Origin of the sequence: Serratia sp. M24T3 (assembly GCF_000257645.1) — a bacterium.
In the GTDB taxonomy this organism is placed as follows: Bacteria; Pseudomonadota; Gammaproteobacteria; order Enterobacterales; family Enterobacteriaceae; genus Rouxiella.
In genome coordinates this window covers 237,497-251,713 of record NZ_AJHJ01000001.1, presented here as the reverse complement: position 1 = coordinate 251,713, position 14,217 = coordinate 237,497, and the positions used below count along the sequence as shown (strand labels likewise).

Annotated in this window: 9 protein-coding genes and 1 tRNA gene; 1 reads left to right on the top strand and 9 read right to left on the bottom strand. The window is 49.2% G+C overall.

The window, feature by feature from the left end; all coding sequences use genetic code 11:
• Positions 1-138: 138 nt before the first annotated feature.
• Positions 139-223: transfer RNA gene (locus SPM24T3_RS00975), tRNA-Leu, on the top strand.
• Positions 224-404: 181 nt separating this feature from the next.
• Here SPM24T3_RS00975 and SPM24T3_RS00970 read toward each other — a convergent pair.
• The 9 genes from SPM24T3_RS00970 to SPM24T3_RS00930 all read right to left on the bottom strand — a co-directional run bounded on the left by SPM24T3_RS00970 (position 405) and on the right by SPM24T3_RS00930 (position 14,188).
• Positions 405-1,748 (bottom strand): VasL domain-containing protein, encoded by a 1,344-nt coding sequence (locus tag SPM24T3_RS00970; RefSeq protein WP_009634809.1) that lies wholly within the window; start codon positions 1,746-1,748, stop codon positions 405-407.
• Positions 1,749-1,763: 15 nt separating this feature from the next.
• Entirely contained in the window at positions 1,764-2,189 is a 426-nt protein-coding gene (gene tssE / locus SPM24T3_RS00965; protein ID WP_009634808.1) for a type VI secretion system baseplate subunit TssE, read from the bottom strand.
• Positions 2,190-2,726 carry a type VI secretion system lipoprotein TssJ gene (tssJ, locus tag SPM24T3_RS00960; RefSeq protein ID WP_009634807.1) on the bottom strand — a complete coding sequence of 179 codons (537 nt, stop codon included), beginning with the start codon at positions 2,724-2,726 and terminating at the stop codon, positions 2,190-2,192.
• A complete protein-coding gene (gene tssG, locus SPM24T3_RS00955; protein ID WP_009634806.1) occupies positions 2,707-3,804 on the bottom strand; it encodes a type VI secretion system baseplate subunit TssG in 1,098 nt (365 codons plus the stop codon). The genes tssJ and tssG overlap by 20 nt, the downstream gene beginning before the upstream one ends.
• A complete protein-coding gene (gene tssF, locus SPM24T3_RS00950; RefSeq protein ID WP_009634805.1) occupies positions 3,768-5,531 on the bottom strand; it encodes a type VI secretion system baseplate subunit TssF in 1,764 nt (587 codons plus the stop codon). The genes tssG and tssF overlap by 37 nt, the downstream gene beginning before the upstream one ends.
• 25 nt (positions 5,532-5,556) lie before the next feature.
• Positions 5,557-7,155, bottom strand: a complete 1,599-nt coding sequence (gene tssA / locus SPM24T3_RS00945; protein ID WP_009634804.1) for a type VI secretion system protein TssA — start codon at positions 7,153-7,155, stop codon at positions 5,557-5,559.
• Positions 7,155-10,541 (bottom strand): ImcF-related family protein, encoded by a 3,387-nt coding sequence (locus SPM24T3_RS00940; RefSeq protein ID WP_009634803.1) that lies wholly within the window; start codon positions 10,539-10,541, stop codon positions 7,155-7,157. The genes tssA and SPM24T3_RS00940 overlap by 1 nt, the downstream gene beginning before the upstream one ends.
• Positions 10,525-11,685, bottom strand: coding sequence for a hypothetical protein (locus SPM24T3_RS00935; RefSeq protein ID WP_009634802.1), 1,161 nt, complete (start codon positions 11,683-11,685; stop codon positions 10,525-10,527). Before SPM24T3_RS00935 ends, SPM24T3_RS00940 begins: the two co-directional genes overlap by 17 nt.
• 166 nt (positions 11,686-11,851) lie before the next feature.
• Positions 11,852-14,188 carry a type VI secretion system Vgr family protein gene (locus SPM24T3_RS00930; protein ID WP_083836161.1) on the bottom strand — a complete coding sequence of 779 codons (2,337 nt, stop codon included), beginning with the start codon at positions 14,186-14,188 and terminating at the stop codon, positions 11,852-11,854.
• Positions 14,189-14,217 lie beyond the last annotated feature (29 nt).

Genomic DNA, 14,217 nt, shown 5'->3' with positions numbered 1-14,217 from the left:
TGATATTTGTCGAAATATCAAACGGTCGGTGGATTAATGCCGGTTTTTTCAGCACTTAGCATCAGAATGCATGGATTACTATTGCGTAGGTGTGTTGGAAAGGTATAATGCACCCGTTTTCCGCATACTACTTGCAGTGCCGAAGTGGCGAAATCGGTAGACGCAGTTGATTCAAAATCAACCGCCGCAAGGCGTGCCGGTTCGATTCCGGCCTTCGGCACCATTAGTAAGTATGAGAATCAAGTCACCTACGGGTGGCTTTTTTTTTGGAGAAAATTTGGGTTCAATGAGATGATTGCCTGACAAAATCTTCTAAAAACCTATCACTTCTTCACGAGAAGGGCTCATCGTTAGTACCTCGCGTTCAACAACTCACTGAAATATAGTAAAGATATAGACACGATTCAGAGAAAGTCAGCAACCATCAATCCATAGCGGTTCAGCAACTGCCTGAACTGGTTATCCAACTGCGCTAACCTTTGCGGGGTTATCTCCCTGTTTGCCTGCTTGTCCTCGTCAAGTTTACGTAACGACTCTTCGACCGGGATTGCACGGTTCAATGCCTGCTGGATGGCAAATACAGACGTTTTGAGCTGCGAAACGGTCATGTAATGCCCGCGTTTCTCGTCTAGCCCGTTAAGTTTATCCGCCAACTTTTGCAGTTGTAGATTGGCAGAATGCCAGCCTGGAAGACTTTCAGTGGGCATGGCATTGGCCTTCAGTTGTTGAGTCCAATCCTTGATTAGCGATAGAGCCTCAGGATCTTCCGGCCATAGGACTTTCACCTGATGCACCAGTTTATTCGCTCTGTCTTGCGGCCACAGGGGTGACAGGTCGGCAAGATAATTGATGTGTTTCCTGGTAACGGCGATCAATTCAGGGCCTTGCTTTTTGAGCATCCCGACATTATTGATCCTCATACTTTCAAGGGATTGCGGGTTTAATAGGTCTGGCAATGCCTGTAGAGTGGCCAATATCTGCTCTTCTGCCGATGAATGAAAAAATACCTTGGCCCCCGCAGTAATCGCACCGAAAAACGTCACTGTAAATATTATGCCCGCAACAAATCCCCACCACTGAAGTAGAGGTTTAGCCGTAGGTTCAGGAGAGATAATAATGACAGGTGCTTCGGTAGCGGTCTGAGGCATATATATCCACGGTTGGCCGCGGTCTTCTACCTCTCCTTTCTTCGCAACGGCTTGCAGCACTGCCGGGACTGCGGGGTTAGCGTGATTATTCTCCAGCCGCATTGCCGCGTTGTGAAGATAGGCACTCACTTCACCGAGCTGACTGACGTTTTTCAGTTCAAGGCGTTGCAGAATGTCGCACAGCGAATTAAGCAGTTTTTCTGCCTGATAAACCTGCGGCAAATCGTGATATTCCAGTCGAATACTTCGAAATCGCTGCTGTAGGCGCTGGCTAAGACTACTCAGAATTTCCACGCGTGCATGCACGGCCAATGGCCACAGTCCAGCCCACTGTCGCGAGAGCAACGCTTCTATAATCCCAAGTCCCTCACACAGCCCTGATAAACCTGTCAGATGCATTCGAGCCTGGGTAAACCAGGAAGCGGTTTGCAGTTCGATCCCGTTTTGCTGGAAAAGGTTGAGACTTAGTCGTTCGATTTTTTTCCAGTTAACGTCGGGGCGCGCCGGGTGTGTCAACTTGCTCAACTCTTGGTGCAAGGCGGCGTAATCAGCAAGCGCGCGCGGGTCTCCCCCGCTGCGTAACTGGCGGTTATTAGACATGTAGAATCCCTGGATTTAGGCGTAATGCTGTTTTTTGAGATGCCGGAGAAGTACGCGGCCTTCCGGCATAAAAGTGGTGCCGAACCTGACCAGGCCAAAATCCTTGAGTTCGGCATCAATGCCGTATTCTAAAAAACCCTGCGCGGACTGCGGCAGCAGTACAACATTCAGGCTGTTCAGGCGCGGTTCATATTTCAGCAGTGTGCTGGACAATACTGCCAGCAGTGAATGTGCGGAGCCGGGCATCCCCTGTAGAATTTTGCTCATGTCGGGCAGGCCATAATCAGGTAGATGACTCAACGTTCCAGCGCGACAGTTAAGCACGCGCTGCATGTTGTCCAGCACAGACAGGATGACCTGATTCTCGTCGCTGACCTGATGAAGCTCGAGTCCGCCAGTAAAATTACCGAACAGTATTTCATAGAGAGAGGGCCGCAGCATTTACCTATCCTTTAATGGAAGCAGTGCCAGGCTATGATTATTTAGTTCAATTTGGCGAGGCTCGTCAGGGTCTAGATCGTTGCGATTTATCACTATTCGCCAAGTGTTGTTGTTGATGTCCGGTGCCAGAAACAGTGCAGCAACTGCAACATACTGAGCTTCTTTTTCCAGCGGCACGTCAATGCTCACGGCTGTTCCAGGACGAATGCGAAAATCCTTTTCCGCCAGTAAATCGCTTTTTATCGCCTGACTATCTTCGCTAAATAACAATGGGTAATCGGCTCCATCAAACTTTTTACGATCTCTTAATTGATAGACACGCACGATGGTTGCCAACGGTGCTCCGGTTTCATTGTTGTTTGACGCTTCGCGCGCTTTGATATCCAAATGTAGATTATTCACTTGTTTGTAAAAAATAGATCGGGTCATAGCGACCGTTCCCTCGCTCACTGTTTGCGTCAGGCCGCATCCGCAAAGAGTCAGTGCTGCAATCAGCATTATTAATGAATTACGACTTTCACCAGCGATAATCGCCATGTTCTGTAACCTCCCTTGAGTGTGGATTTTCTTGAACTCGCTGGTAGCGGCCCAGATTAATGATCAGCAGTTCATTGCTGGCCTGTGTAGATGGATCGGCTCGCAGTGCTCGCATCACCGCAGTTCTGCCTAGAAGGACGCCGGTTGCTCGTGGCTGGCAGGAAACTTGTGCATCGGGCAGCAGTTTTCGCGAAACCATCAGTTCTAAGCGCACATGTAGCCTTGATCCAAGGTATACGGACAGCAGCGCCATCAAATCTGCATGTATTTGCCCGCCGGGCAGCCATTTCCTGACGTCATCGGGGTCAGTAGTTTTTAATTGCAGTAAAACCTGACTGTTTATATCGATGGCATGGCTTCCCATCACTGGATGTAAACTCAGGCTGATTGGATGATTCACGCTTATTGCCAGCGGATTACGCAGCGGTATGCGCCAGCGATCGTGGGTCACCAGACGTGCTTCGGTATTGGGAGCCAGTAGCTGCACCAGCGAAATAATCCCTTCGCGGGTTCGTGTAGGCAGTCGCATCAGGCTGGTCAATGCCAGAAAGCGAGAGACTGGCGTCGCAATATTTTGAGCACAGCCGTCAATTCCCAGCCCACAAAGGCTTAGCAGGTATTTAGACGTTTTATCGGTGCCACCAGGCTCAAAGGTGGCCGGATAAGAGTATTTGCGCCAGATGCGGTAATACTGGGTCGTGAGGCGGTGGTTAAAGATATCCAGAAAATCACTGACCGCCTCATGCCCTTCTCGGCGCTGGGTAATGTCATCGATATAGCGAGTGGGTAATGGCGATTCCACGCCGTATAAACCAATAAAAGTGGTACGAATAGTAGAGGGAATGGGTGTTTGTTCTGATATCTCAAGCGGCTTGAATTCGCTGGCCGGAAATCCCATGCCGGGATGAGGTCTAAAGCGAATCGGATCGTGTCTTATCTGCCAGTGGCTACCCAATGCAGGTGCATCTGGCTGACTTTGTTCAAGTAATTGGCAAAAGCGATAAAACTGGGTGTAAGGAAGCTTATCTCTTAACTGCTCGATCAGCCTGGCAGGCGCTGATTGTGGTTCTCTTTCCATCGGATGCATTTCCCATCGGGCTGAACGATTAGCGAGAGTTGATTAAATAAGTGGATGTCTGCGTAGAGAGCAAAAAAGCGATTTAGCATTTCGCCAAACAGGTGAATGTCACCTTCACCAGTAAAACCGTTACTGTCCAACGTCACTTCGATATCAATCCCACGCAGCAGAAAGCCTTTCTCAAAACGTTGGATTTGGTGATGCTGTACTCGTTGAATGGCATCAAGCCGCCGATTATTGAGCTCGTCTCCCTGCCAGTTATAAAGTTCCAGCGTGCCGCGAAGCACTTCGGCGCTGCTCATCAGATTTAGGTAGCTTGAACCAAGATGGCTCAACACTCGCCACTGAAAGTGATCTTCTTTCGGAGGGTAGGCGGGCAAAGAGGGTTTACAGAGATTGCGCACCCGTAACGTTGTTTGCAGCCCCGATTCGCAGCTGTCGAGCAAGGTACTTTGGAGTGCCTTATGCGGCAGCTGGCCGTTAGTCCCGGTGATTCTCAGCGATAAGGCTTCGCGGTCAAACAGCCGATCGGCCTCCCACTGTTGCCCACCGAGGATCAGCCAGGTTTCGTGCATTCCGGTGACTCCCCGTTTGATGCGGGTATGAAAATAACGTTCAGGCGCGTGCCGTCTCTGCATGCCGCCTCGGTGACGAAAGCTGGTAAACGGCACATAGCTGGCGTCGGAGGTGCGTTGGGAGCCTACTACCGAATCGACGGAGTAAATTTCGGTATTGCCGTCCTGCAAACGGCGAGGACGCAGCAGGTACTCACTCTCCAGCCCATTGACAATGAGAGGATCTGCCTCCAGTGAAAACAGGTTGATTACTGGTATGCAATGCAGTTTTAGTGCCTCATCTGTAAGCGGAAGGTCATTTGGCCATTGGCTGCTGAGCACCACTTCAATATCAAAATAGTTTATACCGGCTGGCAGCTTCTCCATTTCTAGCCCGTTGAGGTGCACAAACATAAACTTTTCACGAAAGGTGAAATATTCCAGCAACAGCTGATAACCGCTAAAGACGCCTTCTCCTTTGGGCCATAGCAAGTCTTCATCGGTAAAACCTCCTGGAGAAAACCAGCCCTCTAGTCTTCGCCGATCGCCCTGATCCGGCAGTCGCAAATAAAGCTCTGCCTGACGGCGGGTCAAGGCCAGATGAAGCGCGCTGCTAACTGCCGGCTCACCCGGCAGGTAAAAACAAAGACGATGCAAATCCACCTGCGCCCAATCGGTCTGTGGGCTACAGGCCAGCCGCAAACGTAGCAATGAACGCCCATCGGGTTCAGTGATGATAGCGACCTTTGAGACTGCTAGTGGATTGAGGACCATATTGCGCGTCGTGCGATATTGACAGATGGTATTTTTCGGACCCACAGGACGGGAATAAACCTCCATTCCCAAAGGAACAATTTCAGCAACTTTCATTGCCAGCAAATCCGGTGTCAGCTCAACAATCGACAGCGATGGAATGGTGCGCAGATAGTGCGGCCATAACATGCTGACCAGCCCCTCTGTAAGTTCTGGCAAATCATCATCAATTTTTTCACGCAGCCGGCCCATGGAGAAGGCGAAGCCTTCGAACAGGCGCTCAACGTAAGGATCGGCGGTTCCGGGTTTATCGAGGTCCAGCATGGCTGCTTTATCAGGGTGACTTTGAGCAAACTCTTTTGCCGCATCGCGCAGGTAGCGCAGTTCGGCCTGGTAATAACGCAGGGTTAAGTCTTTCATGGCTTCTTAAGATCGGATAGTGGATTTAATGACACAACACCGCAGCGCGTGAAGGGTCGAGGGCGATGAGTCCAGCGAGCAGAGTTTCCATTTCGCTTTGCAAACGGGATTTATCAGACTCTGAGCGGGTGGTTTTCATGCGCATCAGCTTCAGGCGACGGGCTTTTACTTCAAACATTAGCTCGGGTTCCCACTGGGTGAGGGTGATTTGAGACCCGCTGCCGTCAAGCTCGTTCAAAAGATGTAGCGCCATGTGGTTTTTACCATATTGCTCGGCAACCCTCGCCATCAGTAACCGCAACAGCCATTGTTGACGCGGCGACTGCATGCCCGGCCGTTTCTGCAGCCATTCCAGTGCGGCTTCAATGCCGTTGCTGTCGGCCTGTGCCAGAGCTTCGGGCTCAAGTTGTAGAATATCCTCATCTGCGACAATTGCCGCTACGGCGGGCGGGCTTCCCCTGTTTTCTGGCGAATCGATAACGTGGTGATTGATCCAGTTCATCGTCACCTCATCGGCGAATGGAGTACCATCGTTGAATGCCAAACTTTCTAGACCGGGCAGTCGAGTTAATAAGATGTTCAGATCCTGCTTGATGATCTCGGCCCAGTGCTCATAGGGTTCACCGCTTTTAATCAGCGCCTGATGGATATACCACTGCACGTCTAACCACAGATGATTCACTGCTTGCCCAAACAGGCTATCGGTCTGATCCAGAAGCTCGAGCCAGCTTTGCTGTAGGTAAAGTCGTTTGAGCAGTGCACGATTTTCCGGTTTTGGCGGCAATAGCCGAGTGCGTCCGTCAACACCCAGTGGCGGCAGCTTGTGCAGAGTATCCAGACGTACACTTTTCATCAGACGATGACCGGAAAGCCAACCGCCTGGTTGATTACGCAGATAGGCTGCCAGTAGCTTGGCCTGATCGAGCAAATCTCGTCCTGAAGTGACAGGGTTGAGTGTCAGTGAGTTGCCCGAATTGGAGGCAGATATGTTGGCAGTACCGATGCTGTTTTGAGGGATTACCGCGTCCGGGCCGCCAGACTGAGCCAGGCGACTTTCCAGCGTGGCATAAAGGCTGCCCAAATCTGGCCTGGTAGCATCTTCCCAGCCAGCAGTACTGTCTTCTATTAACGCCATAGCCCCGACAATGCGTTCGAAATCATCTTTGTTCACTTGCGGATAAAGCGAAAGGCTGTCCAATACCCGGCTGCCAGCCAGCCAATCTATTGCCAGCTTGCGGCTGTTGCTACGTTGTGGATGCAGCTGATTGCCAAAGTTCTGCAGCAGCCCGGCCAGCAGAGCCAGCCCCTCGGCCAGACCGATTTCGCCCTGTTGGTGCAACCGTGCCCAGATGTAATAGGTCGCTACTCGAACATCTTTGCAAGTCGAGGTCAGTAGTTTCTCGGCTAACTCACAGATTAAATCTGTGTCCGCGCCTGAGAGTTTATTTACCTCCTCGCGCATTTGCTGAAAGTCATCTTGATAGCTGGGATCACTCCCTGTCGGCGAGTGTTCTAAAATTGGAGCAAGCCACTTTTGCCAAAGCAAGATCTGCTGTTGCACCTGCTGCGAAAGTAAGGATCGATCGCCGTTGCAGGCCATCAGTATCGTAGTCAAGTTCGCCATCAGCTTCCTTCCTCTGTTGCCCCAATGCTGAATATTTTTGACGGTAAAACAAAATTACGCAGCTGAAGTAAAGCTAACGGACCTTCTCCGGCCTCGGTTCGCAAGGTGTAATTGAGGGGCCAGCCATCATGAGTTTTCCAGCGAAGATGAAAGCTGCTGTTGACTCCCTGATAGGGCGTTACCTCGGCTTTATCGAGCAGGCGAATCAATCCCCAGGCTCCCTGAAGGTCGGCATATTGCCGAGTGCCTGCCTGAGTGCTTATCCAGCTTAGGCTCGCGCCGGGAGCCTGCGTATCACCGGGCCAGGAAAAGCGTTTCCAGTTTGGTAGCTGGTTGTAATAGCTAAGCTTTTGGTTATCGACGATCAAATCTGTCTGCATTATGTCTTTGGCCGTGGCAGGCCGCAGTTCAAAATGGATCTTTGCCTCACCGTTGATAAAAACGATCTCGGACAGGTCACTTAACGTGTCTATTGCCTTGAGAAATGCAAGATTGAAAGTAAGCCCTTGAGCATTGATTCTGTCCTGTACCCAGTGACTGCCTTCTTTATGCAGTACGCCGTTTAATCGGGTTTGCAGAAAACGCGTGATACGTCCGCTCTCTCCGTTGAGATAACGCGCCAGCAGTGGAAGCGAGACCTCACTCGCAGTATTTTTAAACGGATAACGTCCACCGAATTTGCTGTACCAGTCATCAACGATAACTGCCTGCCACTGGGCATTGAGGCTCTCTGCCGCAGGAGTTAAAACCTGTTGCCAAGCCTGCTCCATCGGCTGAACAAACATAGTTTGTCCGAATCCGTTCCATTCCCGGCCGAGGCTAGCAGCCAACAGGCTCCCATAATCGCGGGTTTCGGTAAGATCAATTGCTTTACCTTGAAACACGGTTTGGGCAAGTGTCTGAGTCATTGCCTGAGGATCGGCAGCATTGACCACTTGCTGGAGTTTAAGGCGTACCTGGGTGACGCGGGTCAAAAAGGTCTGCAGATTCAGTGGGATATTGCCCTGAATGCCAGTCTTGCCATCCATCAGTGAGATAAGCGGACCAAAAGTGGCATCCAGTGGTCCGCGCTCGCCAGACTGCTGGTCGATGGCCGGTTGTTCATCGCGGTTTAACAGGTTTTTTGCCGATTTGACCAGCGAATCTGAGATAGCGGCGCTGGATTGCCCCGTTTTACCCTGCATACGTAGCGTATTCATTAATGCAACCAGCGGTGACTGACGGACGTCGGCTATTAGCGTGAGCTGATCGATAGCATCAGAAAAGGTTTTTGCCTGCTGCCAATGTAGGCCGTTGAGGAATTTTAACCAGCTTGCAGAAAAATCGGCGAAATAGCGGTCTCTGAGCCGCGATTGCAACGCCTCTGGCGAGTCCTGTTCGAGAAAGATGTTTTTATTCTCGCCGAGCACCCAATCCATCTCCTCGCGGCGTTCGCTGCTCATTTTTTCAATCGCCGGTTTTACCGCCTCGTTCCACGCTTTACGGGTGAACTCCCCCGGAACGGCAGTCATTGAAGAGGCGGTAGTGAAAATACGCGCGGCGTCTGTATCGCCGGTCATATCAGCGAGGCTCATATCAACATACTGCTGCGCTACCTTTGCCAGCATCTTTTGATACAGCGAATTTTCACTGTTAAGCAATCCCATTTGACGGACCAGCAAAGTTTGTACCTGATTGACCCATTCTTCATCGGTAGCCAAACGCCATTGTGGATGATAGGGGAGGTTGCGGGCATAGAAATCTAACAAGGGAGGAGCAATGTCTTGCCAAATGCCATCAGTTAAGTCTTTGCGCTGCGGCCAGTTAATCAGCAGGGTTTTAGCAAACCAGGAAGCATCCATTTTCTCTGGTTGAGCCAGCATCAAATAGAGTTTTAATTGCTGGTAAGCAGCCTGCAATGGTTGATCACGTGGTGAGGCGGCAACGGGGAGTCGAGCCAAAAAATTGAGATTTTCTTCTAAATGAAGCGCAACTGCGTCACGAATAAGAGGAAGGCCGCTGGCTTCATAATGCGGCCAAAGTGCCGTCAGTAAAGTATCATTCTGGCTTAGTCCAAAGCGGCTATACCATGGCGAACCCTTTAGTTGGCGATACTGCAGGCTGTCGAGTATTTTCTGCACATCAAGCTGCGCATGTAGACGTTCCGAAACGGAGTGAATCGTATTGGCTGCTAGCTTGACCTGCGCTGAGCTGTTGATTACGGCGTGACGGTTAACCGTGAATGAGAGCACCATCCCTACGGCCCAAAGCAGCATTGCTGCTGCAATGATGATTCTCAGCATTTTACCCCATACAAATCCCCGCTTTTTTGCAGCCAGCCCAGTGGGTAATGAGCAAAGAGAATCAATCAACACATCCCAGCGCTTATCTTTTTGCCAATGATGTTTTACGCTACGTTTTGTGTTGAATGATGCAGGACTAAAAATAACGCCAGCGAGTGGAGAAGGGCGATAAGGGTTAATTAATGCCGACAGCGGTTCTGCAATGAAGCCTGAATGATGCGCTAACAGGTCTGCCAACTTTAACAGGAATAAATGTTGAGTACGGTCGCTGACCTGCTGGATCCCTCGCTCAATTAAAGTGGGTACAAGTTCGGCTAGCCGAACGCCCAGCTCCTGTGGATTGCATCCGGCTGGCAGCAAACAGCCGACAGATTGAGTAACGCGATCGGCGTCATTATCTTTAATTGATTGCAAGGACCAGACATACAGCGGCAGTCGCCAGCCGAGCCGTTGGTAAAGATTAGAAAACCCTTGCGCTATGGCATCCATGGTATCAGGTAGAATGGGTTGGTATGGCTCTCCACCATCGGTTTTTGCAGAATGTGTTAAAGCTGATGTCACCCAAACTATGCCGTCCAACGGTCGACGACGTAAAGCACGTAAAGCATTGAACCAGTGAGAGTCTAATGACGTTGAAGGTTCGCCACCCCAAAGCAATATTGTGCGATTCCCCTCCTGCCATAATTGCGAGGTCAGACCCGGCACGAGAAGTTCCACGTCGGCAGTGCTGCCAGTAAGCAGCAGAATTTGTACCTTACGGGGCCAAAACCGCCCGTAGTTATCGCGTTGAGCCAGAAACAATCTCGTCAGGGTTTCGTGATGTTGCGCCGTTTGAGCAAGACGCGATTCTTCCTGAGGCAAGTTGTGGTCCTGTCTGGCTTTGCGGCGGTAATATATCTCTTTTACATTCAATGATATAGAAATAAAATAACGTGTAATGGCAAGCAACAGACATGCGCAAGTCATTGTTAGTATTTTTTCTGTTGCGGTAGTAATGCCTATGCTTGGGCCGTAATGATTGATCAGCGCCCAAATAACGGCAATTCCTGCCAGTATTAATGCTAAACGCCCCGTGCTACCGAGCCAATTACCCGATGTGCTCATTTTCACTTCCTAATGTGACGGTACTGACAAAATGCTCCTGCCCCGAAGAGCAAAACATCAATAGTGACTCATCGCGGAGATTGGCCAGTTCTGCCGCGAGCGCAGTTAATAACCAGGGCGAGGAAGGTCCGGCTATGCCGCACCATTTTTCCAGCAATTCGTTTTCAGTAACTTGCCAGAGAGTTCCATGGATAGAACTGAGAGCAGAAAGATCTGCTGAAAAATCCTCCCATTTCCGGGCATCCCCGAGTATGCGAGATGTATGGCGGGCGGCGGTCTGGGTTTTAATAAACAGGGAGATTTCTTGTTGAAACAACAACATATTTAGAGGCATCGGGCGTAGCAGGCGTACCTGGGCAGGCAACCGGTATTTGTTCACTACGTCATCACTGGTCAGCAGCAGTGCAGCCAACCCATCGGAATAAGACGCTTCACCATTTAACTGTATTATCAGGATTAAATGGACATTCTTAACAGGCTGTTTCAGGCGTTCTTCAACCCAATTCATTGATAAGGCGCTGGTGGCGATAATTTCATCGGGGACTTTATGCTGGTGGAAAAGCGTTGGCCAAAGCATGACCAAAGCCTGAGTCATCTCACTGGAGTCCAAATCAGTTACGAGGGTAACTGCGAGAGGCAGATGGACCGGTAAATTATTTAACTCATTTTTAATACCCGAAATGCACAAATTGATGGTTGCCGCATCACTGAGTGGCAAATCAGCAAGCCGCCGACAGCAGCCCATCTGCCAGGGGATATCGTTCGCCGAGCCATTGCAGATAGTTTCGGCAGTAATGCTGTCAGGTAATGAAATACTACTGCCAAGAATAACAAGGTGGCGTTCCGACCAAGCCTGCCACTGCTGATGTCCAAACTTTGCTTCCTGCTGGAAAAATTTATATTCATCGACTTTCTTGCCCCACAGCCAATAACGAAAACTAAATAGCATTAGCCAGGCCGCAGGTGGGGTCATTGATAGCCACCAGATATCAACTCTGGTCAGTAGTTCAATTAACTCTGATGCATGTAGAATAAATAGCAGTACTCCACTAAATACTGCCATGACTCCCGCCAGTAGCCATAAAAGGAATAAGGGCGCGGTCGGTAGTTTCGGTGTTATGGTCTCAGCCTTTTGCCAGCCCATAGTTATCCTTTAAGTCTTCTGTTATTAATTAATTACGGCAAAGTATGTGAAGTGAAGTTCTTTTAAGCTAATAAGGGTAATTAACCAAGGGGGGTATTTTTATTAAGGTATTGTTTGTTGATTTTTAATAGTTAATTAGCGATAGCTATTTGGATTTGATATATTTTCATTGAGCCTCATCTTCATATCCTGAAGGGAATGTTATCGGCAATGTCTCCATAGTCGACGGACCTGTTTTTATCACGTTGGTCGCCTTAAGAAAAATATTACCTGAGCAGCCAAGTTCAATATTTCCTCCGCTAAGTTTTATATAGGAGCCGCCACAAAGCAGCACTAATTCCTGATTGGCATTTATCGTGATTTTCCCCTCGGAACTACTGATAGTCACATCTTTCTTGGCAGAAGTATTAAGAGCATCGCTCTGAGCCTGAATATCAACTTTGCCATTTCCGGCGAAGAGCTGCATACCTGTATTTCGAGCAAACAGGCTGACAGCATCGCCAGCAGCAACCGTAAAGGATTTAACAGCGCTAATATCAGTATTTTTTCCAGACATCACGGCAACGCTTTCACCTCCGGAGGCAAGGCGAACAGCAGAAAGGCTAACAATACCCACGCCCGCAGGCGCATGAGCCAGAAGGCCGGGCATCTTCATATATTTTAAAGCTTCATTGAGTGACTTTTGGCTATCTATATCGGCCAGTGATGCCTTTGCTGTCTTAACCGCGACCTGCAAATTCCTGGCCAGCGTCAAGGCCTGTTCAAGCTGTTCAATGGCACTGTCCATTTCCAGCATTTTTTTTCCGGCATTGGGCTGTACATCTGCCGTCAATAACAGCCCTTTACCTCCTCGGATGCTGACCCAGTCATCCGAGCGGAGCTCCGCACCTTCGCCGCGTAACTTTCTCTGTTTATCAACAATATGGCCAAGATTTAGCTGAGTTTTGCCGCCATATACTGTGCTTAGTTTTATATGTTCTTCGCCGCGTTTATCTTCCATCCTCAGCTTGTTAAAAGCAGGGGTACGGATGATATTACGAGTGTTGTTTGTTTCAGTGACGTGGTCGGTGTGGCGTGAGTCATGCAGAACATGGGCAATATAAGGGCGATCGGGATCGCCGTCGTGGAAAGCTATTGCCACTTCTGTTCCTTGGATCAATGGGAAATGAAGCCCATATAAATCGCCGCCGTAAGGTTTAGCGAGACGTAGCGGCATGCTTTCTTGCCCCTGAGGCTTATTATCACAGTCTGCATCAAATTTTACCCGATACATGCCCAATGCATCTTGCCAGGCGTAAATATCATTATTCTTTGCACTCGTTACACGCGCAGCCAGGGTTCCGCTAACGATGGGCCGAGGTTTAAGTTGTGGCCGCCAGCATAGGGTTTCACTGTAAGGCACGGCGGCAATAGTCACTTTCAAAGCATCTTTTCGACTTGCGCTAAACCCGGTGCGTATGAGCACCATTGGCAAGGAAAGCAAGTCTGGCAGGGATGAAGCTATTAACCTATCAGTCACGGTTAATACCTGGGCAGGCTGTAGATTTGAATCAGTACTGATTGCAGTAATTAAAGTCTGAGCGCATAAAAATCGTTCGTGATCCAGCAGGGCAAAGAAATTAGCGGTTTCGGCTGCTGGCTGAGTTTTTTCACCCACTTCCAGATGCCTGGGCTTATAATGATAAGCCTCGCCATAAGTTATTCCAGCCCTCTCGCCGCCAGTGATATCGGCATTGGTAGACTGCAATAATTTATGGGCTTTACGATGGTTGTAGTCTTTGGCGATTACGCTGGCTTGCACGACACTGTGCCGCACATTTAAACCCCAAATAGAATCAACGCCGCTGTCATTCATCCCGGAAGGGCTGCTCAATGGCAGAGATTTACCAAACTGATATGCACTTTGTTTATCTGCAAAATGCACAACTTCGGTCTGAGTATCCGGCTGTAGGGTAAAGAAATAAAATATTCCCACCTCGGAAAGCAACCGTTCAATAAAGGCAAAGTCGCTTTCCTGATATTGATTTATCTGCTCGCGCTTAGGGTAGTTTTGCTTGAGTGTAAACGCATACTCCCAGCTTTTAAGGCCGTGCTCTTTAAGAACCAGCTCTATAATGTCTGGTACAGATTTATTGACAAAGAATCGATGAGTACGGAATTGTTTATTTAATAGCGCGAGGAACGGCTCAATGATGATTTCATATTTAACCTGATCACGAGTACCCATTATGCGCTGAAAACTAGTGATAACACCATGAACTATCTTTCCTGTTAATGGATTGAGCAGCCCTCCAACACCCATAGTCAACGTTGCTGGTTTATTTAATAATGATTCGGGATTTAAATCTGTATGGAAAGTTGTAAAACGAATAGTGTAGTGATAAAGGGCGCTAAGTTGCTCCAAGCCATTAAAGTCCTCAACGTCCAGTTCGTGAGGGCAAGAGGGAATATTCAAAGTATAACGATTAAGTGTGATTCCTGTGAGTTCAGACAATGAGTTCACTATTGATTTCCCCGTATGGCCTTGATGTT

Excerpts from the sequence above, each read along its gene's own strand:
- tssF (WP_009634805.1), bottom strand. The coding sequence starts at position 5,531 with ATGAAAGACTTAACCCTGCGTTATTACCAGGCCGAACTGCGCTACCTG.
- tssG (WP_009634806.1), bottom strand. The coding sequence starts at position 3,804 with ATGGAAAGAGAACCACAATCAGCGCCTGCCAGGCTGATCGAGCAGTTA.
- SPM24T3_RS00970 (WP_009634809.1), bottom strand. The coding sequence starts at position 1,748 with ATGTCTAATAACCGCCAGTTACGCAGCGGGGGAGACCCGCGCGCGCTT.
- tssE (WP_009634808.1), bottom strand. The coding sequence starts at position 2,189 with ATGCTGCGGCCCTCTCTCTATGAAATACTGTTCGGTAATTTTACTGGC.
- tssJ (WP_009634807.1), bottom strand. The coding sequence starts at position 2,726 with ATGGCGATTATCGCTGGTGAAAGTCGTAATTCATTAATAATGCTGATT.
- tssA (WP_009634804.1), bottom strand. The coding sequence starts at position 7,155 with ATGGCGAACTTGACTACGATACTGATGGCCTGCAACGGCGATCGATCC.
- SPM24T3_RS00935 (WP_009634802.1), bottom strand. The coding sequence starts at position 11,685 with ATGGGCTGGCAAAAGGCTGAGACCATAACACCGAAACTACCGACCGCG.
- SPM24T3_RS00940 (WP_009634803.1), bottom strand. The coding sequence starts at position 10,541 with ATGAGCACATCGGGTAATTGGCTCGGTAGCACGGGGCGTTTAGCATTA.